This is a genomic window from Chelativorans salis (assembly GCF_025336525.1).
GTDB classification, from domain to species: Bacteria; Pseudomonadota; Alphaproteobacteria; order Rhizobiales; family Rhizobiaceae; genus Chelativorans; species Chelativorans salis.
In genome coordinates this window covers 273,431-294,121 of record NZ_JAOCZP010000003.1, presented here as the reverse complement: position 1 = coordinate 294,121, position 20,691 = coordinate 273,431, and the positions used below count along the sequence as shown (strand labels likewise).

General features: G+C 64.4%; 21 protein-coding genes. 16 read left to right on the top strand and 5 right to left on the bottom strand.

Features of this window, described 5'->3' with window-relative positions:
- Positions 1-97 precede the first annotated feature (97 nt).
- Together N5A92_RS11500 and N5A92_RS11495 are read left to right on the top strand one after the other, a co-directional pair.
- On the top strand, positions 98-844 hold the full coding sequence (locus N5A92_RS11500; RefSeq protein WP_260902720.1) for an AzlC family ABC transporter permease: 747 nt from the start codon (positions 98-100) through the stop codon (positions 842-844).
- A complete protein-coding gene (locus N5A92_RS11495) occupies positions 841-1,191 on the top strand; it encodes an AzlD domain-containing protein (RefSeq protein ID WP_260902719.1) in 351 nt (116 codons plus the stop codon). Before N5A92_RS11500 ends, N5A92_RS11495 begins: the two co-directional genes overlap by 4 nt.
- Here the strand turns inward: N5A92_RS11495 and N5A92_RS11490 are convergent.
- The 5 genes from N5A92_RS11490 to N5A92_RS11470 form a co-directional block, all read right to left on the bottom strand.
- Positions 1,107-2,492 (bottom strand): O-antigen ligase family protein, encoded by a 1,386-nt coding sequence (locus tag N5A92_RS11490; RefSeq protein WP_260902718.1) that lies wholly within the window; start codon positions 2,490-2,492, stop codon positions 1,107-1,109. The genes N5A92_RS11495 and N5A92_RS11490 overlap by 85 nt on opposite strands.
- Entirely contained in the window at positions 2,489-2,929 is a 441-nt protein-coding gene (locus N5A92_RS11485) for an HIT family protein (protein WP_260902717.1), read from the bottom strand. The genes N5A92_RS11490 and N5A92_RS11485 overlap by 4 nt, the downstream gene beginning before the upstream one ends.
- A 74-nt stretch (positions 2,930-3,003) precedes the next feature.
- Positions 3,004-4,188 carry a GNAT family N-acetyltransferase gene (locus N5A92_RS11480; RefSeq protein ID WP_260902716.1) on the bottom strand — a complete coding sequence of 395 codons (1,185 nt, stop codon included), beginning with the start codon at positions 4,186-4,188 and terminating at the stop codon, positions 3,004-3,006.
- 41 nt (positions 4,189-4,229) lie between these two features.
- Complete coding sequence (locus N5A92_RS11475; RefSeq protein WP_260902714.1) at positions 4,230-4,940, bottom strand: glycerophosphodiester phosphodiesterase; 711 nt, start codon at positions 4,938-4,940, stop codon at positions 4,230-4,232.
- Between the two features lie 11 nt (positions 4,941-4,951).
- Positions 4,952-5,416, bottom strand: a complete 465-nt coding sequence (locus N5A92_RS11470; protein WP_260902711.1) for a RidA family protein — start codon at positions 5,414-5,416, stop codon at positions 4,952-4,954.
- 116 nt (positions 5,417-5,532) lie between these two features.
- On the opposite strand from N5A92_RS11470, the gene N5A92_RS11465 reads away from it, so the two are divergent.
- The 14 genes from N5A92_RS11465 to N5A92_RS11400 all read left to right on the top strand — a co-directional run bounded on the left by N5A92_RS11465 (position 5,533) and on the right by N5A92_RS11400 (position 20,690).
- Positions 5,533-6,366, top strand: a complete 834-nt coding sequence (locus N5A92_RS11465; RefSeq protein WP_260902709.1) for a cell envelope integrity EipB family protein — start codon at positions 5,533-5,535, stop codon at positions 6,364-6,366.
- A gap of 1,029 nt (positions 6,367-7,395) precedes the next feature.
- Positions 7,396-8,280 (top strand): 30S ribosomal protein S2, encoded by an 885-nt coding sequence (gene rpsB, locus N5A92_RS11460; protein ID WP_260902707.1) that lies wholly within the window; start codon positions 7,396-7,398, stop codon positions 8,278-8,280.
- A gap of 121 nt (positions 8,281-8,401) precedes the next feature.
- Complete coding sequence (gene tsf / locus N5A92_RS11455; RefSeq protein ID WP_260902705.1) at positions 8,402-9,322, top strand: translation elongation factor Ts; 921 nt, start codon at positions 8,402-8,404, stop codon at positions 9,320-9,322.
- 117 nt (positions 9,323-9,439) lie between these two features.
- Positions 9,440-10,189 (top strand): UMP kinase, encoded by a 750-nt coding sequence (gene pyrH, locus N5A92_RS11450; protein WP_260902704.1) that lies wholly within the window; start codon positions 9,440-9,442, stop codon positions 10,187-10,189.
- Between the two features lie 11 nt (positions 10,190-10,200).
- On the top strand, positions 10,201-10,761 hold the full coding sequence (gene frr, locus N5A92_RS11445; protein WP_260902702.1) for a ribosome recycling factor: 561 nt from the start codon (positions 10,201-10,203) through the stop codon (positions 10,759-10,761).
- Between the two features lie 71 nt (positions 10,762-10,832).
- Positions 10,833-11,522: an isoprenyl transferase gene (locus tag N5A92_RS11440; RefSeq protein WP_425248574.1), complete on the top strand. Its 690-nt coding sequence runs from the start codon at positions 10,833-10,835 to the stop codon at positions 11,520-11,522.
- Complete coding sequence (locus N5A92_RS11435; protein WP_260902700.1) at positions 11,519-12,370, top strand: phosphatidate cytidylyltransferase; 852 nt, start codon at positions 11,519-11,521, stop codon at positions 12,368-12,370. Before N5A92_RS11440 ends, N5A92_RS11435 begins: the two co-directional genes overlap by 4 nt.
- Positions 12,371-12,464: 94 nt before the next feature.
- The gene (gene rseP, locus N5A92_RS11430; protein ID WP_260902699.1) at positions 12,465-13,604 is read left to right on the top strand and encodes an RIP metalloprotease RseP; all 1,140 of its coding nucleotides are present in this window, start codon (positions 12,465-12,467) and stop codon (positions 13,602-13,604) included.
- A gap of 242 nt (positions 13,605-13,846) precedes the next feature.
- Positions 13,847-16,216 carry an outer membrane protein assembly factor BamA gene (bamA, locus tag N5A92_RS11425; protein WP_260902698.1) on the top strand — a complete coding sequence of 790 codons (2,370 nt, stop codon included), beginning with the start codon at positions 13,847-13,849 and terminating at the stop codon, positions 16,214-16,216.
- 55 nt (positions 16,217-16,271) lie between these two features.
- The gene (gene lpxD, locus N5A92_RS11420) at positions 16,272-17,330 is read left to right on the top strand and encodes a UDP-3-O-(3-hydroxymyristoyl)glucosamine N-acyltransferase (protein ID WP_260902697.1); all 1,059 of its coding nucleotides are present in this window, start codon (positions 16,272-16,274) and stop codon (positions 17,328-17,330) included.
- Positions 17,323-17,793, top strand: coding sequence for a 3-hydroxyacyl-ACP dehydratase FabZ (fabZ, locus tag N5A92_RS11415; protein WP_260902696.1), 471 nt, complete (start codon positions 17,323-17,325; stop codon positions 17,791-17,793). Before lpxD ends, fabZ begins: the two co-directional genes overlap by 8 nt.
- A gap of 8 nt (positions 17,794-17,801) precedes the next feature.
- Entirely contained in the window at positions 17,802-18,635 is an 834-nt protein-coding gene (gene lpxA, locus N5A92_RS11410) for an acyl-ACP--UDP-N-acetylglucosamine O-acyltransferase (protein ID WP_260902695.1), read from the top strand.
- Entirely contained in the window at positions 18,616-19,512 is an 897-nt protein-coding gene (locus N5A92_RS11405; protein ID WP_260902694.1) for an LpxI family protein, read from the top strand. Before lpxA ends, N5A92_RS11405 begins: the two co-directional genes overlap by 20 nt.
- Positions 19,509-20,690, top strand: coding sequence for a lipid-A-disaccharide synthase (locus N5A92_RS11400; protein ID WP_260902693.1), 1,182 nt, complete (start codon positions 19,509-19,511; stop codon positions 20,688-20,690). The genes N5A92_RS11405 and N5A92_RS11400 overlap by 4 nt, the downstream gene beginning before the upstream one ends.
- Position 20,691 lies beyond the last annotated feature (1 nt).

Genomic DNA, 20,691 nt, shown 5'->3' with positions numbered 1-20,691 from the left:
TTGCCCGACTGGCGCAAGCCGAGAACCGCACGTGAGCCAAGAGAAGTGCGTCAGGCTTGTCGCATGATGCCGGCGGCTGTGCTAATCGGCGGGTTCCATGCACGATTTCGAAATTGCCCGATCCGGCGGTCATGAAGTGCGTGCCGCCTGGTTCATGCGCGGTGCCCGCGCCGCTTTCTCCATTCCCGGCCTCATCCTGGCAAGCGCTTTCGTCGGCTTCGCTGGGTTGGCGCGCGACGCAGGATTGACGGTGGCACAGACGGTCTTCATGACCGGCGTCGTCTGGGCGCTGCCGGGCAAGGTGGTGCTGGTAGGCGCAATTCTGGCCGGCAACGGCTTGCCGGCAGCCGCCTTCGCCGTAGCCCTGTCATCGGTGCGCTTGGCGCCCATGGTGGTGGCGCTGACGCCTGAAATGCGCACGGCCAAGACGCCGACCTGGGTGCTTTACGTGCTTTCTCATTTCGTCGCCGTCACCTCGTGGGTACTGGCAATGGACCGGTTCCGGCATGTGCCGCGGCCCATGCGCACTTCCTTCTATGCGGGGCTGGGTTCTACGCTGGTGCTCGGCAACATGGTGGTGGTGGCGGTCGTCTTCCTGATCGCCGGGCGGCTGCCGCCCGCCGTCTCGGCCGCACTCTTCTTCCTGACGCCCATGTACTTCCTAACTTCGCTATGGGGCTCGGCGCGGGAGCGAGCGGGGCAGGTGGCGATGATTCTCGGTCTCGCGGTCGGTCCTGTTTTCCACCTGTTGACGCCGGATTTCGACCTCGTCGCTGCAGGATTGGTGGCGGGGCTTGCTGCCTTCGGCATTCACCTTGTCGGGAAGAGGAGGCACCAGGCGTGACATTCACCGCAATCGACGCCTGGTGGTGGCCCTATGTTTTCATCCTCGTCGCCGGATGGCTGGCAACAGACTTCTGGCGCTTTCTGGGAGTCTATCTCGGCGGGCGGATTTCCGAGGAGTCGGAACTTATCGTGCTGGTCCGCTGCATCGCCACTGCGCTGGTGGCCGCTGTCATCGCCAATCTTGTGATCTTCCCCAGCGGCGCACTCGCCGGCACGCCGCTTCTTCTCCGTATCGGTGCCGGCGTAGTCGGATTTCTAGCCTATCTCGCCGCCGGCAAACGCGTCATCGTTGGAATATTGGTGGGCGAGGCTACCCTTGGTATAGGTTTGCTGGCATTCCCATGAACGTCGCGCTTTTGCGCCTGATCCTCTGTTTCTACTTCTGCGATCTTGCCTTCGAGCATCGACGTTCCACGTGCCAGGAACAGGCCGGCAATCAGGAAGATCATGAACATAGTATCGATGATGTCGTGCCCTAGGATCAGGTTGAAGCTGCCGCCGAGGGTGTAGTTCAGGAAAAAGATGAGCAGGACGATCGCCCCGAAGCGGGCAGTTTCCTCACGGCTGGTGGCAAGCGTGCGTATCGCCACCCATGCGACCAAAAGGAAAAGCATAATTACCGCGCCTCCACCGATGAGCCCGGTTTCGACCAGCAGCGTCAGAAAGCCGTTGTGGAAGTGGGTGAACCTTGCACTCAGGTCGAAATCGTCGGCAAGTCCGTTTTCGATGAGCTGACGGGTGTGGTGTGGCCCGTTGCCCAGCAAGGGGCGTTCCAAGAATCGATCCGCGCCCACTTTCCACAGAGCCAGGCGAAGGCCCAGGGAGGAATCGTATTCCCCGTTCTCCGCCATTTCGGCCCAATTGGCGGACAAACTTTCGACGCGGCTCAACAGAACGCCGGAGGAGAGGGTCGCGATCACGGCTATTGCGGCGACAGTCTTGATGAGACGGCCTTTCAAGAGCGTCCGCAGTTGGCGGTAGCCGACGAGCAGGATAGCGAGCGAGACGACCGCCATGACCAGCCATACGGAGCGAGAGCCGGACAGGAGCACCGCCAGGACGGCTGCCAGATACCCTCCCGCCATGGGGATTTGCCAACGCGTCGTCAACATGAGCGCACCCGCCAAGCTGACGGAGCCGATCATGCAGGTGACTGTGGCGAAAACCAGTGCATTGCCGGCTCCGCCTTCCACCCGCATGCCAAGAATGAAGTGCTGGACAAGCGCCAACGCCAGGGCGCCGTAGCTGGCCGTCATGCTTGCAAGAGCGGCGGCGGAGGTCAGGTCGTCCTTATGCGAGATGCTCCAAATCGAGTAGGAGAAGGGGAAGAAGAAGAGCGTCGCTAGCGGGATCAGCGTATGCGCAGATTCCCAGCGGGGATCGTTGAGAAGGAAGGAGAGGAGGCCTGCCGCGACATAGGTGTAGAGCAGGATCGCCGACAACAGCATATAGCGGTCGGTGCTGAACCTGCGGCGGCCGGATACGATCTCGAACGTGCACCAAAGCGCGCCGCCGTGCCAGATGAAGCTGACCACCGAGCCCAGCGGCGGTGGGGTCGAGAAACAGGCGAATGTGAAAAGTCTGTTGACGACCGGGTACCGCATTCCAGCCCACGCGGCCCCCATCGCCTCGCGGGAAAGCTTCACGCCCGGCTAGCCTCCAGCGCGGCGCGGATCTTGCGCGCCTGTTCGGCCAGTACCGCCTCGTCTGCCATCTCGCCCGTATGCGGACGCAACGCTACTCCATCGAAACGGGGGATGATGTGGACATGCAGGTGGAACACCTCCTGTCCACCGGCCTGCTCGTTGAACTGCTGGACCGTCACCCCGTCAGCGCCGAGCGCTTCGACGACGGCGCGGGCGACCTTCTGCACGGTGCGCATGAGGACCGCGAGGCTGTCGGGGTCGACGTCGAGGATGTTGCGGACAGGGCGCTTGGGGATCGCCAGGCAATGGCCGTCGCCGCGTGGCATGATGTCCATGAAGGCAAAAGTCTCGTCGTCCTCGTAGATCTTGTGCGCGGGCAACTCGCCGCGCAGGATCTTGGCGAAGGGGTTGGCCTCATCGTAAGCCATCGTCGTCATTGCGCTCCTCGCATTCATAAAGCTGCCGCCGCGACGTTCTGTGACGTGGGCGTGCGCCGGTCAAGTCCTGATGTTCACGCTTCCTTTCTGTATGGAGAATGCTCGGCAAGAATCTCGCCCATCGTCTCTACATCCTCCCGCTCGTGCGCCAGATAGTCAGCGATGGCGCGGCGCAGGCCGGGGTGGGCGATGTAATGGGCGGAACGGGTGACGACCGGCAAATAACCTCGTGCCAGCTTGTGCTCGCCCTGCGCACCGGCTTCCACGCGCTTCAGGCCCGTCTCGATGGCGAACTGGATCGCCTGATGATAGCAGACCTCGAAATGCAGGGAGGGATGATGCTCGATGCAGCCCCAGTTGCGGCCATAAAGCGCATCCCCGCCAATAAAGTTGATGGCGCCGGCTACGTAGCGCCCTCCGCGTCTGGCCATGATGAGGAGGATGTCATCGGCCATCCGCTCGCCGATCATGGAGAAGAAGCGCCGGTTGAGATAGGGGCGCCCCCATTTGCGGCTGCCGGTATCCATGTAGAATGAGAAGAAGTCGTCCCACACGGCCTCCGTCAGATCGCTGCCCGTCAGCCAGTCGATCTCGATGCCTGCCTCACAGGCTGACCGTCGCTCCTTCCTCAGCGCCTTGCGCTTGCGCGAGGCGAGGCTGCCCAGAAAGTCGTCGTAGGACGTGTAGCCCTTGTTGAAAAAGTGAAACTGCTGGTCGGTACGCATCAGGAAGCCGGCCGCTTCCAGTGCGGTGACGTCTTCCTCCGGTGCGAAGGTGACATGGAGCGAGGAGACGCCCAGCCGGTCGGTGAGTGTCTTGAGGCCCTCGGCCAGCGCCTGGCGCGCAACATGCAGATTGGCTTTTCGACCGACCAGAAGGCGCGGCCCCGTGGCGGGCGTGAAGGGCACGGAGACCTGCAGCTTCGGATAGTATCGCCCGCCGGCCCGCTCGAAGGCGTCGGCCCAGCCGTGATCGAAGACGTATTCTCCCTGGCTGTGGGATTTCAGATAGCAGGGCACGGCCCCGATAAGCGCGCCGCTCACGTCTTCCAGCCTGAGGTGCTGACCGAGCCAACCCGTCTCGCGGGTGGTGCAGCCGCTTTCCTCTAGTGATTTGAGGAAGGCGTGGGAGACGAACGGATTATAGGGCGCGCCCCCGTCCGTCCGCGCAGTGCCGGAAAGGCCGGCCCATTCCTCGGCCGTGAAGGCATCGAGGCTGGGCGCTACTGTCAGGGTCGCTGCCGGGGTGGTGTTGTGCATGTCGTGTCCCGTGCCACTGCACACAAGATAGATACCGGGACCTACGGTGCAAATCCCTCGAAGGTCATTTGATCGGCGTAGCGGTGGGTCCTTTCCGCTCCCGCCTCGTTGCGTACCGTCCAGGAGATGACGGGCAGGGAAAGGCGCTCGCGCAGGAAGGAGATGAAGGGGTTGGGCAGATCATCCACGCTGTAGGAGGCGAACGAGATGCCGTGCGCCAGCATGGAGAAATGTGCCTCCATGTCGGCCATGCTCCGCCCGCAAGCGGTGAGGCCGACGGGGAACTGCCCGGGGTTTCGGCCGAGATCGCGGATGATCCAATGGTTGAAGGACATGAGGGCGGCTTGACCGGAGTAGGTGGAAAGGCAGTCGAGAACGCTCTCCGCCAGACCTTCGTCATGCCCGGCGACGCCCTTGAGCTCGATGAGGACGGGCACGCGCCCGCCGATCGCCTCGAGCGCCTTCGCCAGCGTTGGAACCCGCTCCTTGGTGCCGCCGATATTCAGGGCGGCAAGCTCCGCCGCCGTATGCTGCCAAATCTTGCCTTCCTGCCCGGTGAGCCGCTTCAGCTCCTCGTCATGGAAGACGACCGGTACGCCGTCGGCAGCCAGGTGCACGTCGCACTCGATCACGTAATCACGCTCCGCCGCCGCCGCGAAGGCGGCAAGCGTGTTCTCCCATCGCTCGTCGTTCATGTCATGAAAGCCGCGGTGGGCGATCGGCCGTGCCGTCAGCCAGGAGATGTCGGACATGCGGGTGAGCCTCAAGCGATTTCGATAATGGCTTCGATTTCCACCGGCGCATTCATCGGCAAGGATGCCATGCCGACGGCGGCGCGGGCGTGGCGGCCGGCATCGCCAAGGGCGGCGACGAGAAAGTCGGAAGCGCCGTTGGCGACCAGGTGCTGCTCGGTGAAGTCCGGCGTCGAGGCAACGAAGACGGTGATCTTGACGATGCGCTTGATCTGCTCCAGCTCACCCAGGGCGGCGCGCGCCTGAGCCAGCACGTTGACGGCGCACCACTTGGCGGCCAATTTGCCGGCCTCCGTACCGAGCTCGCGGCCCAGAAGGCCCATGGCCATCAGCTTGCCGTCTTTCATGGGAAGCTGACCGGAAGTCACGAGCAGATTGCCCGTTTGTACGGACGGCACATAGTTGGCGGCCGGCGTCGCCGGTGCCGGTAGCTCGACGCCCAGTTCCAGGAGCCGCTTCTCGATAGTGGTGGCCATGAATGTTTTCCTCGCTCTGCGCCCTTGCAAAATCGCCTCTCTTTCGCCACGACAGGCGTTCATCCGTGGCTGAGAAGCGCGATACCATAAAACCGTTCCATGACGGAGATTTCCACATGCGCGTACCGCGTGCTTCCGTGCTGCTCCTCACATCGTTCCTGTGCATTTGTGCCGGCGCGGCCGCCGCGCAGTCCCTTCTGCCGCATCGCGCCGTCTACGATCTCGCGCTTGCCGAGGCGGACGAGGAGGCGCAGATCGAGGCGCTTTCCGGCCGTTGGGTCTTCGAATTCTCCGGATCGGCATGCGAAGGCTATACCCTGAAGTCCCGTATTGTCATGCGCTTTGAGATGACGGAAGGGTCGAGATTGGTTGACCAGCGTGTGACCAGCTTCGAGGACGCGGCGGGCGAGACTTTCCGCTTCGTCACCAAGTCCCTTATCGACCAGGAACTCGACAGTGAGGTGAAGGGCACCGCCAGGCGGGAGGGTTCGGGCACGGTTGTCGAATACGAGCAGCCGGAAAAGACCGAGCGGTCGTTCGCGCCAGTGCTCTTTCCCACGGGTCAGCTGCGCGAGCTTCTGGAGAAGGCGGAGGCAGGCGAACGCTTCTATGAGAGCGCCATTTTCGATGGGACGGAGTTCACCGACGATGCGGTGACGGTGTCGGTGGTGGTCGGCCGGCCGAAACCGGTGGACGAGGACGATGCCGAGCGCGAGGCGTTGGGTCGGCTCGCCGGGGACACGTTTTTGCCGGTAACGGCCGCCTATTTCGATGGCGAGGCGGCGGACGGCGAGGAAGTCAGCGAATACAATGTCAGCTTCAAGCTGCATGAGAGCGGCATCCAGCGTGACATGATGATCCGTTATGCCGATTATTCGATGACAGCGAAGCTGGCCGATCTGGCGCTGTTCGAACCGGGTGAGGGATGTGCTCGCGAAAGCGGCAATTGAGGCGCCAAGCGGGCGCGGCGATGGTGACTCCCTCCCCATCCTGAGCTTTGTCGAAGGGGGGAGGGGAGTCGCGAGCGCCGCGCCTTCCCTGGCGAAGGGCATGCTTATTCGTTGCCGCGCTTCATCCGAAGCCGGGCTATGTCAAAGAGCCGGGAAGCGGGGCGCGTTGTCCGAGCCACTCAATTTATTTCTAAGGCGCGTCCAGCGCGCCCCGCCGGAGTCTGTCCCGCCGTCGGCCGGTCACTTGGGCCTTACTCCTTCTCGGCTGCACCCAATGAGGGGGGTGGTCTTAGCCGGGCCGAACAAAAGCCCTCGCGGCTTCTCCGCAATGCCGGCAACGCTGTCTTTCACCCAGCGCTCCCGGCACCGCCGGCCTGTCGCGGGCCCTCAGGCCTGCAGGCACCGGTGCACCACAGGGGGAGGTCTCCGCCGCTCTCCCGAACACCCGGTGCGCATCCGGTTCCCGTAAGAGCGATGGGGGCATGATAAGGGCGGGCTGGGCAGGGGGGCGCATTTTCCTGCGAAAAAAGGTTGCGGGTTGTTTGGGATCAATCGGTTGGCGGGAAATTGGGTCGAAATATATCCCCGCTTTGGAGGCTGGCGCCGAAGACCCCCTCACTGACCCGCTTCGCGGACCACCTCTCCCCCCGCAAAGCAGGGGAGAGGAGTTGCCGGCCGCAATGACAAGCATCACTCCTCGCCCCCACAAGGCTACGCAGCTCTTCCAACCGTGCGTCATCCCGGAAGCCGGAGCGAAGCGGAGGCTATCCGTGACCCATTCGTGGCCCTTCCATGTTCCGGAATGGATCCCGGCTCGGCGGGAGCTTATGCTCCCTTAGCCGGGATGATGCGCGGTTAGGAGCAGCCACGCGTGCCGGCGCTTGCATTCGTCTCCATATGCCTCTATATGCGCGCCCATTCCACACGCGGGCCATTGGGTATCTGTCCGGGAGACATCCGGCTGACACCTCCGGTGGCGGCCTTGCCGCCTGCGGGCCCGCGGAGGTTCAACCGGAAAGGAAAACGACAATGGCTCTGCCAGATTTCAGCATGCGCCAGCTTCTCGAAGCTGGTGTGCACTTCGGACACCAGACTCACCGCTGGAACCCGAAAATGGGCCCCTATATCTTCGGCGCCCGCAATAATATTCACATCATCGACCTCAGCCAGACGGTGCCGCTTCTGCATCAGGCGCTGAAGACCGTCTCCGACACGGTGGCCAAGGGCGGCCGCGTGCTGTTCGTCGGCACCAAGCGCCAGGCCTCTGACATTGTCGCCGACTCTGCCAAGCGCTGCGCGCAGTACTATGTGAACGCGCGCTGGCTCGGCGGTATGCTGACCAACTGGAAGACGATCTCCCACTCGATCCAGCGCCTGCGCCGGCTCGACGAGCTTCTGGCCGGCGAGGCCGAGGGCTTCACCAAGAAGGAGCGGCTGAACCTCGAGCGCGAGCGCGACAAGCTGGAGCGTGCGCTGGGCGGCATCCGCGATATGGGCTCGACGCCGGACATGATGTTCGTCATCGACACCAACAAGGAAGCCATCGCCGTACAGGAAGCCCGCCGGCTCGGCATCCCGGTGATCGCCATCAGCGATTCCAACTGCGACCCGGACGTGGTGGATTATCCGATCCCCGGCAATGACGACGCCTCGCGCGCCATCGCCCTTTACTGCGACCTGATCGCCAGGGCGGCCATCGACGGCATCGAGCGCCAGCAGGGTGCGCTCGGCATGGATGTCGGCGAAGCGGCGGAAGCGCCGGCCGAGCGGGTGCTGGAAGAAGTGCCGGCTGAGCCCGAGGCAGCCGCCGAAATTCCGGCGGAAGAGGCTCCGGCAAGCGAGGCACCCGCGGAAGAGGCTACCGCCAGCGAAGCACCGACAGAGGCTCCCGCCGAGGACGCCGACAAATCCTGAGGGAAGGGGCTTTTGCCCCTTCTCCTCCTTTCCTGGGGCCGGTCGGCCCCGACGATGACAGCGGGCGCGGCGCCTTTTGCGAAGGCGGCCGCGCAGATAATTCGGACATGAAGAGGCAACGATGAGCATTTCGGCAGCACAGGTCAAGCAATTGCGCGAGATGACCGGCGCGGGCATGATGGACTGTAAGACCGCGCTCTCGGAAACCGGCGGCGACATCGAGGCGGCGGTAGACTGGCTGCGCAAGAAGGGTATCTCCAAGGCTGACAAGAAGTCCGGCCGCACCGCGGCCGAAGGGCTGATCGGCATCGCTTCCGACGCCGCGAGCGCGGTGGCGGTCGAGGTCAATTCCGAGACGGACTTCGTGGCCCGCAACGATGCCTTCCAGGACCTCGTGCGCAACGTTGCCAAAGTGGCGCTTGGGACCGACGGCAGCGTCGAAGCGGTTGCGGCGGCGGTCTATCCGGGCGGCAAGTCCGTCGAGGAGACAATCAGGGACGCCATCGCCACGATCGGCGAGAACATGGCGCTGCGCCGCTCGGCCAAGCTCACGGTCGGCAAGGGCGCCGTGGCGACCTATGTCCACAATGCGGTGGCCGACGGGCTCGGCAAGATCGGCGTTCTCGTGGCGATCGAGACCGAGGGCAACGCCGAGGCCGCGCGCAACTTCGGCCGGCAGGTGGCCATGCACGTGGCGGCGACCAACCCGGCGGCGCTGACGGAAGGTGAGGTCGATCCGGCCCTGGTGGCGCGCGAGAAGGAGATCTTCTCCGACCAGGCGCGGCAGTCGGGCAAGCCGGAGAACATTATCGAGAAGATGGTGGAAGGCCGGCTGCGCAAATTTTTCGAGGAGGTCGTCCTCCTGAAGCAAGCCTTCGTCATCAACCCCGACCTGACGGTCGAGCAGGCGCTGAAAGAGGCGGAGAAGGAGATCGGGGCGCCCGCCAAGATCACCGCCTTCCTGCGCTTCGCGCTGGGCGAGGGCGTCGAGCGAGAGACCTCGGACTTTGCAGCCGAAGTGGCGGCCGCGGTCAAGAAATAACCCAGCCTTTCGGGCATTGGACTATAGGGGCACCGCGTGACAACGCGGTGCCCTTCGTGTAGGGCGACAGGCACGACTTGGATGGTGATGACGGGCACGGATGGTAAAGAGGAGACGATGAGCTTGAACCCCTTATACCGCCGCGTGGTGCTGAAGGCTTCGGGCGAGGCCCTGATGGGAGAGCAGGGCTTCGGCATAGACGTCTCCGTCGTCGACCGCATCGCCGCCGACATCGCCGCAGCCCGCGCGCTCGGTGTCGAGGTCGGCGTCGTGATCGGCGGCGGCAATATCTTCCGCGGCGTGGCGGTAGCTTCCAAGGGCGGCGACCGGGTGACCGGCGACCACATGGGCATGCTCGCCACCGTCATCAATTCGCTGGCGCTTAGGACCTCGCTCAACAAGATTGGCGTCGACGCGGTGGTCTTGTCGGCCATCGCCATGCCGGAACTGTGCGAGAGCTTCTCGCAGCGCCAGGCCACCAGTTACATGAACGCCGGCAAGGTGGTGATCTTCGCCGGCGGCACGGGAAACCCCTTCTTCACCACGGATTCGGCGGCGGCACTCAGGGCAGCGGAGATCGGCGCCGACGCGCTTTTCAAGGGCACCCAGGTCGACGGGGTCTACTCCGCCGATCCGCACAAGAACAAGGACGCCGTGCGCTACGAGCGCCTCAGCCATGAGCGGGTCATGCGTGAAGGGCTCGGCATTATGGACACGGCTGCGATTGCCCTTGCACGGGAGAACAACATACCGATAATCGTCTTCTCGATTCACGAAGAGGGCGGGTTCGCGGCCATTCTGAAGGGCGCGGGGCACTGCACGATCGTCGACAACGACCCGGCAGGCCTCGACGCGGTAAAAGCGTAAGGGAGGCAACTATGCCCGAGGGTGTTGATTTCAAGGATCTCCACAGGCGGATGGACGGCGCGGTGAGCGCCTTCAAGCACGATATCGCGTCGCTCAGGACCGGCCGTGCCTCGGCCAATCTCCTGGACCCGATCCAGGTCGAGGCCTATGGCACCACGATGCCCATCAACCAGGTGGCCACGGTCTCTGTGCCCGAGCCGCGCATGATTTCGGTCTCGGTGTGGGACCAGGGGATGGTGCAGGCGGTGGACAAGGCGATCCGCGAATCCAACCTCGGCTTCAATCCCATCGTCGAGGGCACCACCCTGCGCATTCCCTTGCCCGAGCTCAATGAGGAGCGGCGCAAGGAACTGGTAAAGATTGCCCATCAATATGCGGAGAACGCGCGCGTGGCTGCGCGTCACGTGCGCCGCGACGGCATGGAGCATCTCAAAAAAGCCGAAAAGGACGGCGAGATCAGCCAGGACGAGCACCACCAGCAATCCGACCGCGTGCAGAAGATGACGGACGAGACGATCGTCACGATCGACAAGCTGCTCGCCGAGAAGGAAGCCGAGATCATGCAGGTCTGACGATCTGCCAAAGCGCGGTCGTCGGAGCCAAAGGGGGAAGAAGGGTGAAGCCCGCGCATATCGCGATCATCATGGACGGCAACGGCCGCTGGGCGCACGCCCGCGGCCTGCCGCGCACGGCCGGCCACCGCGCCGGCGTCGAAGCGCTGCGCCGCACTGTGCGCGCCGCCGGCGAGATGGGCATCGGCTGGCTCACTGTCTATGCCTTCTCCTCCGAAAACTGGTCGCGCCCGAAGTCGGAGATCTCCGACCTGATGGGCCTCCTGAAGCTTTTTATCCGCCGCGACCTTGCCGAACTGCATCAGAACGGGGTGCGCGTGCGCATCGTCGGCAGCCGCGAAGGGCTGGAGCCGGATATCGCCGCCCTTCTGACCGAGGCCGAGAGCCTGACCGCCGGCAACACCAATATGAACCTCGTCGTCGCCTTCAACTACGGAGCACGCGACGAGATCCTGCGTGCCGCCCGCGCTTTGACAGAGGAGGTGAAGGCCGGCCGGCTCGACCCCAAGGACGTCACTGAAGACGATTTCGAGGCGAATCTCGATACTGCCGGCATTCCCGATCCCGACCTGATCGTGCGCACCAGCGGCGAGCAGCGCCTTTCGAACTTCCTCTTGTGGCAGGCAGCCTATGCCGAATTCGTCTTCCTGCCGTGCAACTGGCCGGATTTCGGTCGCGATGAACTGGCCACGGCGATCGCCGCCTTCGAGGAGAGGGACCGCCGTTTCGGCAGCGTGGCGCCGCAAGAAGCGGTATCATGAGCGAAGGGGCGCCGGGGGGCGGCGCGGGCAAGCACAGCAATCTTCGAATGCGTGTCGTCTCGGCGCTGGTGCTGGGTGCGGTGGTGCTCGGCGTCACGGTAATCGGCGGCGTTGCCTTCCGGCTGTTCGCCGTCGTGACGGCAGGACTGATCTTCTACGAGTGGATGACCATGCGGCCTGCGGTCAGCCGGTCGCACGAAGTCGTCGCCTGGGTTCTTCTGATTGCTGCCCTTCTGGTTCTGCTCGCCGGGCTGTCGGCGCCGCTGGTCTTCGCCGCGCTGGCCGCCGGCTGCCTGCTGGCGCTGGCGCATTCCGCCTTCTCGGGCGGCGGCGTGTGGAGCGGGGCGGGTATTGCCTATGCCGGCGTGCCGGCCGTGGCGCTTTCTTTCTTGCGTGGGGTGGACGAGGCGGGGCTGATCGCCGTGCTCTTCCTCTTCGCCGTCGTTTGGGCCACCGACATTCTCGCTTATTTTACCGGCCGCGCCCTCGGCGGACCCAAGCTCGCGCCGGCGATCTCCCCCGGCAAGACCTGGAGCGGCGCGGCGGGCGGGGCTCTCGGTGGCGTTGTGGCGGGGTTGGCCGTCGTCTGGCTTGCCGCAACCGCGCTTTCGCCCTTGTGGGCAGGGCTTGTGGCGCTCGTCCTGTCGGTCGTCTCACAGGTGGGGGACCTGTTCGAATCGGCCGTGAAACGGCGCCATGGCGTCAAGGATTCGAGCGCGCTCATCCCCGGCCATGGCGGGGTGATGGACCGGGTCGACGGGCTGGTGGTGGCGGCGGTTATCTTTTATGTGCTGGGCGCCCTATATTCTGGTGTCGACACGCCGGCTGCCAGTTTCTTCTCCCATTGAGAAATGTTACATCCCGTCATGGATTTGCCGGTTTTGAGCAGACATTAACGTTCGTGAGGCAAACTATCCGGCATCGAAAGCACAAGGAATTGACGTGACCGATATTGCTGTTCCCTTCCTCGGTCTCGGCAACTTCCTTATCGGAACCATCGTGCCGTTTCTGTTCGTGCTCACCGTCGTCGTGTTCGTGCACGAGATGGGGCACTATCTCGTCGGCCGCTGGTGCGGTATCGGCGTCAGGGCCTTCTCCATCGGATTCGGGCCCGAGCTACTCGGCTTCACCGACCGCCGCGGCACGCGCTGGCGGCTTTCGGCGATCCCGTTGGGCGGCTATGTGAAGTTCGTCGGCGATGTCGGGGCGGCCAGCCAGCCCGATGCGGAGGGCCTGGACGAGCTTTCCGACGAGGAGCGGAACGTGGCCTTCCACACGCAGCCGGTGTGGAAACGGGCGGCCACCGTTTTCGCCGGGCCTCTGTTCAATTTCCTACTGACCATCGTCGTCTTCGCCGTCATGTTCGCGATGTTCGGCCGCTACGTATCCGAGCCGATAGTGGCCGAGGTGCGGCCGGACAGCCCGGCGGCGCAGGCAGGCATCGAGCCCGGTGACCGCTTCGTCTCCGTCAATGGCGTGCGCGTGGAGACGTTCACTGACGTGCAGCGGCTGGTTTCCGGCCGCGCCGGAGATCCGCTCACCTTTGTCCTGGAGCGCGACGGCCGTCAGGTCGAGGCGGTTGCCACGCCGGAGGCGACCGAGCAGACGGACGCGCTCGGCAACACGATCAAGATCGGCCTCATCGGCGTCGTCAACAACGAGGAGCTGGGCCAGCGGCGCATGGTCGAGTACAGCCCGTTGGAGGCTGTGGGGGCTGGTATTGAGGAGACCGGCAGCGTCATTGCCCGGACGGGGCAATTCCTCAAGCGCCTGGTGGCCGGCCGCGAGGACCGCTGCCAGCTCGGCGGGCCGGTGAAGATCGCCGACATGGCCGGCAAGGCGGCAGGTCTCGGTTTCGAATGGCTGGTGCAGCTGGTGGCGCTCTTGTCGGTGGGCATCGGCATTCTCAACCTTCTGCCCATTCCCCCACTTGATGGTGGGCATCTGGCGTTCTACGCCCTTGAGGCGGTGCTGCGCCGGCCCGTCCCCTCGCAGGTTGTCGAGGTGGTTTATCGGGCGGGAATGTTGGTGGTGCTGGTGTTCATGGCTTTCGTTTTCTGGAACGATCTGTTTGGATGCTGATCGAAGGGGCGATTCAGCGCAGGGAAGGATAGGGGAGAGACATCCACCGGGGGTTGTTGAGGCGGCGTTTACCACGGCGAACGATTGGCGTGGCGCGAAAGCCACTAATGCCTGTTTCGTAAACGCAAATTAACCAGAAGCCTTGCGTGTAGGGAAATTCCGGCTATTACGGTAGGCCAAATTGCCTGCGCGTCCGGTTTTCTCGCAGTGGGGACAACGAGAACAGAAGGTATTTTAGCTAAATGAAGGCAGCTTCGAGATTGATGTCCGCCGTTTCGGCGGTAGCGCTGTCGGCCGGTTTTGCGACGGCCGGAGCGGTTGCCGTTCAACTCGCGGCGGTCGCCTCGGCCGAGGCGGCGACGGTAAGCCGGATCGAGGTGCGGGGAAACCGCCGCGTCGATGCTGACACGATCCGCACCCAGGTTGGCATCAGCCCGGGAGAGTCCTTCAGCAATGCCGATCTCGACGAGGCCGTGAAGCGCCTTTTCGCCACCGGCCTTTTTGCTGACGTGTCCATTACCCAGTCCGGCGGCGCGCTCATCGTGACGGTCGACGAATATGCGATCGTCAACCAGGTGCTCTTCCAGGGCAACAAGAAGATCAAGGACCAGAGCCTGGTGCAGTCGATCCAACTGCAGCCGCGCCGCGCCTTCTCCAACCAGCTCATGGAGGCCGACGCCGAGGCGATCCGCGAGGCCTATCGCCGCATCGGCCGCGACGACGCGACGGTCACCGCGCGCGTGCAGGAGCTGGACGACGGCCGCGTCAACGTCATCTACGAGGTCCAGGAAGGCGACCGCACCAAGATCGCCACCATCAATTTCGTCGGCAACAACGCCTTCGGGGACCGGCGCCTGCGGGATGTGATATCGACCAAGCAGTCGAACATCTTCTCGTTCCTGCTGCGCAACGACATTTACGACGAAAACCGGCTGCGCGCCGACGAGGAAGCACTGCGCCGCTTTTACTTCAATCGCGGATATGCTGACTTCCGTGTCATCTCGTCCACCGCGGACCTCACTGACAACGAATACACGGTCACCTTCACAATCGATGAGGGTGAACGTTACAGGTTCGGCGATGTCGCCATCGAATCAACGATTCCCGGCGTCAACACCGATGCCCTGCGGTCCGAGCTCAGGACCCGCAGCGGCTCCGTCTACAGCGCCGAGGATGTCGAAGACACGATCGTCGGCCTGACGGAGAGCGTCGCCGGCCTCGGCTATGCCTTTGCGCAGGTCACGCCGCGCGGCAACCGCGATTTCGCAAACCGCACGATCTCCGTCGTCTATGCCATTGACGAGGGACCGCGCGCCTATATCGAGCGCATCGAAATCCGCGGCAACAACCGCACGCGCGACTATGTCATCCGCCGCGAGTTCGACATCAGCGAGGGTGATGCCTTCAACCAGGTCCTCGTCCAGCGGGCGAAGCGCCGGCTCGACAGGCTGAACTTCTTTCAGACGGTGAATATCACCACGGTGCCCGGCTCCGAGCCAGACCAGGTGGTGCTGGTGGTGGACGTGGTCGAGAAGTCGACCGGCGAGTTTTCCATCGGCGCCGGCTACACCACGGGCGCCTCCAGCTCCTCCGGCGGCGGCTTCTCGGTCGAGGGCTCGATCACGGAGCGCAACTTCCTGGGACGCGGCCAATTCATCCGTGTTGCCGCTGCCGGCGGCGAGGATTCGCGCGACTACACCTTCTCCTTCACCGAGCCCTATTTCCTCGGCCGGCGGATTTCCGCGGGCTTCGACATCTTCCGCAACACGCGCACCTTCAGCAATTCGGCGGGCGATAAAATCTACGACAGAGAGGCGACCGGCGGAACGGTCCGCTTCGGCCTGCCGATCAACGAGGCGCTGACGGCGCAGTTTGCCTACAACTACACCCAGGAAGAGTATGATCGCGATAGCGATGTTGAAAACAGTGATCTCTCGCAGGCAATTCAGGACGCTCTCGATCAAGGAACATGGCGGAAGTCTTCCGTCAGCGGCTCGCTTATCTACAATACGATTGATGATATGCAGAATCCGCGCGAGGGCATCCATGCCACTTTGACGACGGAGATCGCGGGTCTCGGCGGCGATGCCAAATGGGCAAAATTCACCGCGCGCGCCAACATGTACCAGATGCTCTCCGAGGAGCTCGACCTTGTTGGCCTGCTGACGGTGGGCGGGGGACATATCGTCGGTTTCGAAGACGATCTGCGCGTCTTCGACCACTTCAACAGCAGTGATCGGATCATTCGTGGCTTCAAGTACAACGGCATAGGTCCGTACCAACTTGTCGATCCGACCGATCCGGACAGCAATCGCGACTATCTCGGCGGCACGACCTATTTCCATGCCACCGCCGAAGCGCAGTTTCCGCTGCCGGTTGTTCCCGAAAGCTTCGGCATCCGTGGTGCGGTGTTTGCGGATGCCGCAACCCTTTATGGAAGCGACGTTTCCGGGGCGGAAGGCACCGGCATGGAGTGGCGCGCTTCCGTCGGCGCGAGCCTGATCTGGGCTTCGCCCTTCGGGCCGCTCAGGGTCGACTATGCCGAACCGGTCGTGAAGGAATCGACGGACCGGATCCAGCACTGGAACTTCGGTATCTCGACCCGGTTCTAGGAACAAAAGCATGCTGTCCGGGCGGCGGCCGGCGGCCCGGACCAAAAGGCATTCAATGAAGGAACCGGAATTTTTCGCTCCCGCGCGCCGCTTTCAGGTGAGCGAAATTGCCACGCTGACCGGCGCGCGGCTGGTCGATTCGGCGCATTCGGACGTTGCGGTCGCCCGTCTCGCGCCGGCTTCCGAGGGTGGTGAGAACACGCTCGTCTTCATCGACGGCAAGCGCAACACGGCGATGCTCGGTGTACTTCGAGCATCGGCTGTGCTGTGTTCGGAAGAGGCCGCCAGCCAGGTGCCGCCCGGCATTGCCATTCTGGTGACGTCCAAGCCCCAGCAGGCCTTTGCCGAGGTGGCAAGGTTGCTTTTCCCGGCGGCGATCCGCCCGCAGCCGGTGACCGGCGAGACCGGCATCTCGGCCCACGCCGTCATCGCGCCCGATGCGGTGCTGGAGGAGGGTGCGGTGGTGGAGGCCGGCGCGGTGATCGGCGCCGGAGCGGCGATCGGACGCGGCGCGGTGATTGCCCCGCATGCAGTGATCGGCGCCGGTTGCAGCGTGGGCCGCGACTCCTACATCGGTCCCAATGCGACCGTGCAATACGCCGTCCTCGGCGATCGTGTCATCGTTCACCCGGGCGCACAGATCGGCCAGGACGGTTTCGGCTTTCTGCCGGGCGCGACGGGCCTGGAGAAGAACCCACAGATCGGCCGTGTCATCATTCAGAACGATGTCGAGATCGGCTCCAACACCACCGTGGACCGCGGCGCGCTGTCCGATACGGTGATCGGCGAGGGCACCAAGATCGACAATCTGGTACAGGTGGCACACAATGTGCGCATCGGGCGGGGCTGCGTTATCGCCGGCCACTGCGGGTTGTCGGGCTCGGTAACGCTGGGCGACCATGTGATGCTTGGCGGGCGTGTCGGCATCGCCGACCACATTGCCATTGGTGACCGCGCCCAGCTTGCCGCGTCGAGCGGCGTCATGACCGATATTCCAGCCGGCGAGCGCTGGGCCGGCTCTCCCGCCCAGCCCATGCGACAGGCGTTTCGGGAGATTGCCGCCCTGCGCAGCCTGGCGGAAGGAAAGCGGAAGGGGAACAAGAGCGATGGATAAGAGCGCGTCGATCACACTGGAAAGCCTCGACATACAGAACCTTTTGCGGCTCCTGCCGCACCGCTATCCCTTTCTGCTGGTCGACCGGATCATCGATGTGGACGCGGACAATTCCGCCATTGGCATCAAGAACGTGACGGTCAACGAACCGCATTTCATGGGGCATTTCCCTGGCCAGCCCGTGATGCCGGGCGTGCTGATCATCGAGGCGATGGCACAGACGGCGGGCGCCATCTGCATCCACAATGCCAGCGACAGCCAGCCCTCGGTGGTCTATTTCATGACCATCGACAACGCCAAGTTCCGTAAGCCGGTTGTGCCGGGCGACCGGCTGGAGATCCACGTCAATAAGCTGAAGCAGCGCGGCAATATCTGGAAGTTTTCGTGCGAAGCCATGGTCGACGGCGGCAAGGTGGCGGAGGCGGTGATTTCCGCCTTGATGTCGCCAAACGAGCCGGATTGACGGGTGGCATGACAGCACAGACTTTTATCCACCCTTCGGCCGTCGTCGAGAAGGGCGCCGAGCTTGGCAGCGGCGTCCGCGTCGGCCCCTTCTGCCACATTTCCGCCGACGCCGTGCTCGGCGACGACGTGGAGCTGATCAGCCATGTGTCGATCATGGGCGCGACAACGCTCGGGGCGGGCTGCCAGGTCTTCCCCAACGCCGTGCTGGGCGGCCCGCCGCAGAATTTCAAGCACAAGGGCGGCCGCACGACGCTGACCGTGGGCCGCGGCTGCGTGATCCGCGAGGGCGTGACATTGCACCGCGGAACCGATACCAGCCGCGGCGAGACCACCATCGGCGACAATTGTCTTTTCATGGCCTACAGCCACGTCGCCCACGATTCTGATATCGGCAACAACGTGACGATGGCCAATTACGCCGGTCTCGGTGGGCATTCGGAGATCGGCGATCACGTCATCATGTCCGGCTATGCGGCGGTGCACCAGTTCGTCCGCATCGGCCATCATGCGTTTCTGGGTGGCTTTGCCGCCGTCGTCGGCGACGTCATTCCCTACGGCATGGCGGTGGGCGATCGGGCCAAGCTGCGCGGGCTCAACGTAATCGGCATGAAGCGCGCCGGCATGGAGCGTTCCGAGCTGATGCAGCTTCGGCGGGCCTACAAGCTTCTGTTTTCGCCGGAGCGGCCGCTGTCGGAGAACCTGGCGCTCGTGCAGCGCGAGTTTTCCGGTTCGCAAGCGGTGGCGGATGTCCTCAGCTTCGTTGCCGGTCGGGAAAAGCGTCACTTCACCGTGCCGCCGAGCGGGGCCGTGGATGAGGACGATGACGACGGCATGGAATGATGAGCCGCGCCGCCCGGCAATCGGCGCGGGCGACCGCATAGCCATCATCGCCGGCAGCGGCCGGCTGCCGGAAGATGTCGTGGAGGCGCTCGTCGGCGCCGGCCACCGCCCGCTCGTCGTCGGCATTGAGGGTGAGGCGGCTTTTGCGGAAGCGCCGGATCGTTACGAACTCCTGCACGTGCCGGCGCAGCGGCTGGGGCTTCTCATGCCGACGCTCAAGCGCCACGGCGTGACCCATCTGGTGCTGTCCGGCGGCGTCTCAGTGCGCCCGCCGCTCGGCAGCCTGCGCTTCCATCCGGCTTTTCTCCTGCACCTGCCGCGGCTCGTCACGGCTTATGCGCGTGGCGACGACGCGCTGCTGCGCATGCTCGTCGGCTATGTCGAGGCGAACGGGATACGCGTCGTCGGCGCCCATGAGTTGGTGCCGGAACTGCTGGCGCCGGAGGGGCTTTTGAGCAAGGCGAAGCCGACGCGCGGTGACGAGAAGGACATCGTCGCAGCCCTTGCCGCCGCCCGCGCCATCGGCCGGCTGGACATCGGGCAGGCAGCGATCGCCATCGGCGGGCGGGCCGTCGCGCTCGAGGGTATCGAGGGGACGGACGGGCTGCTTGCCCGCACCAAGGAGCTGCGTTCGCACGGGCGGCTTGCCGGGAAGGGGCGCGGCGTTCTGGTGAAATGCGCCAAGCCAGGCCAGGAGGCGCGCGCCGACCTGCCGACGATCGGCCCGCAGACCGTGACGGCCGCCCATGGGGCGGGGCTGGCCGGTATAGCCGTCGAGGCCGGACTGAGCTTCATCCTCGCCTCAGCGGAGACCGTGAGCCTGGCCGACCGGCACGGCCTTTTCCTTCTCGGTTTTGCGCGGGGGCGGGAGCAATGAGCCGAGAGCGTCCGCTTCGCATCGCCGTCGTTGCCGGCGAGGAGTCGGGGGATATTCTGGGCGCCGACCTTGTGGCGGCGATCGGGCGGCAGACGGGCCGAACGGTCGAGCTGACCGGTGTCGGCGGGCGCAATCTCGAAGGTTTGGGGCTCAAGTCCCTTTTCAACGCCGACGACATTGCGCTCATGGGTATCTCGGCCGTCCTGCGCGACCTGCCGCGCCTCATGCGGCGTATCGGCCAGGCGGCGAGCGCGATTACCGCAGTGAAGCCCGATTGCCTGATCACCATCGACAGCCCCGATTTCGGCCTGCGCGTGGCGAAGAGGGTGAGGGCGGCCGATCCTTCGATCCCCATCGTTCACTATGTGTGCCCGAGCGTATGGGCGTGGCGGCCCGGCCGGGCGGCGGCGATGCGGCCACATGTCGACCACGTGCTGTGTCTTCTACCCTTTGAGCCGGACGAGCTTCGCCGTCTCGGCGGACCGCCCGGCACGTTCGTCGGTCATCGCCTGAGCAATGACGAGAATATCCAGGCAGCGGCGCGGGCGCAGGACGGGAAGGGCGGGAAGGGGCAGGGGGCGCGGAAGAAGCTCCTTCTTCTGCCGGGCTCCCGAAAAGGCGAGGTGCGGCGGCTTCTCGGTCCCTTCGGGGAGACGGTGGCGGAGCTGACGGCGGCGGGACACACATTCGACGTGGCGCTTCCCACGGTGCCGCACGTCGCGGAACTGGTGAAGACGGCAGCGGCAGGCTGGCCGGTGCGGCCGGAGATTATCCTGGACCAGGCGCGCAAATGGGCGGCCTTCGCCGAAGCCGACGCCGCGCTCGCCTGCTCGGGCACGGTGGCGCTGGAGCTTGCGCTTTCCCGCGTGCCTTTCATAAGCTGCTATAAGACGGATGCCGTCGCCTCGCGGCTGGCGCCGTTTCTGCTGACCGTCTGGTCCGCGTCGCTCCCCAACCTGATCGCCGGCTGGCCCGTGGTGCCGGAGCATTTCAACGAGTTTGTCCGCCCCGGCTATCTGGCGCGCCAACTGGACCAGCTCTGGCGCGATACCCCGACCCGCCGCGCCCAACGCGAGGGCTTTGCCGAAGTGGCGGAGGCGCTTGCCACGCCGCGCCCGTCGGGGGATATGGCGGCGGAGATCGTGATCGGGCAGATCGAACGCAACAGCACGCGGTGAT

Excerpts from the sequence above, each read along its gene's own strand:
- N5A92_RS11435 (WP_260902700.1), top strand. The coding sequence starts at position 11,519 with ATGAGCGAAGGGGCGCCGGGGGGCGGCGCGGGCAAGCACAGCAATCTT.
- N5A92_RS11400 (WP_260902693.1), top strand. The coding sequence starts at position 19,509 with ATGAGCCGAGAGCGTCCGCTTCGCATCGCCGTCGTTGCCGGCGAGGAG.
- N5A92_RS11485 (WP_260902717.1), bottom strand. The coding sequence starts at position 2,929 with ATGACGACGATGGCTTACGATGAGGCCAACCCCTTCGCCAAGATCCTG.
- N5A92_RS11500 (WP_260902720.1), top strand. The coding sequence starts at position 98 with ATGCACGATTTCGAAATTGCCCGATCCGGCGGTCATGAAGTGCGTGCC.
- N5A92_RS11465 (WP_260902709.1), top strand. The coding sequence starts at position 5,533 with ATGCGCGTACCGCGTGCTTCCGTGCTGCTCCTCACATCGTTCCTGTGC.
- bamA (WP_260902698.1), top strand. The coding sequence starts at position 13,847 with ATGAAGGCAGCTTCGAGATTGATGTCCGCCGTTTCGGCGGTAGCGCTG.
- rpsB (WP_260902707.1), top strand. The coding sequence starts at position 7,396 with ATGGCTCTGCCAGATTTCAGCATGCGCCAGCTTCTCGAAGCTGGTGTG.
- N5A92_RS11440 (WP_425248574.1), top strand. The coding sequence starts at position 10,833 with ATGGACGGCAACGGCCGCTGGGCGCACGCCCGCGGCCTGCCGCGCACG.
- N5A92_RS11470 (WP_260902711.1), bottom strand. The coding sequence starts at position 5,416 with ATGGCCACCACTATCGAGAAGCGGCTCCTGGAACTGGGCGTCGAGCTA.
- tsf (WP_260902705.1), top strand. The coding sequence starts at position 8,402 with ATGAGCATTTCGGCAGCACAGGTCAAGCAATTGCGCGAGATGACCGGC.
- lpxA (WP_260902695.1), top strand. The coding sequence starts at position 17,802 with ATGACAGCACAGACTTTTATCCACCCTTCGGCCGTCGTCGAGAAGGGC.
- pyrH (WP_260902704.1), top strand. The coding sequence starts at position 9,440 with ATGAGCTTGAACCCCTTATACCGCCGCGTGGTGCTGAAGGCTTCGGGC.
- N5A92_RS11480 (WP_260902716.1), bottom strand. The coding sequence starts at position 4,188 with ATGCACAACACCACCCCGGCAGCGACCCTGACAGTAGCGCCCAGCCTC.
- fabZ (WP_260902696.1), top strand. The coding sequence starts at position 17,323 with ATGGATAAGAGCGCGTCGATCACACTGGAAAGCCTCGACATACAGAAC.
- lpxD (WP_260902697.1), top strand. The coding sequence starts at position 16,272 with ATGAAGGAACCGGAATTTTTCGCTCCCGCGCGCCGCTTTCAGGTGAGC.
- N5A92_RS11405 (WP_260902694.1), top strand. The coding sequence starts at position 18,616 with ATGACGACGGCATGGAATGATGAGCCGCGCCGCCCGGCAATCGGCGCG.
- frr (WP_260902702.1), top strand. The coding sequence starts at position 10,201 with ATGCCCGAGGGTGTTGATTTCAAGGATCTCCACAGGCGGATGGACGGC.
- N5A92_RS11475 (WP_260902714.1), bottom strand. The coding sequence starts at position 4,940 with ATGTCCGACATCTCCTGGCTGACGGCACGGCCGATCGCCCACCGCGGC.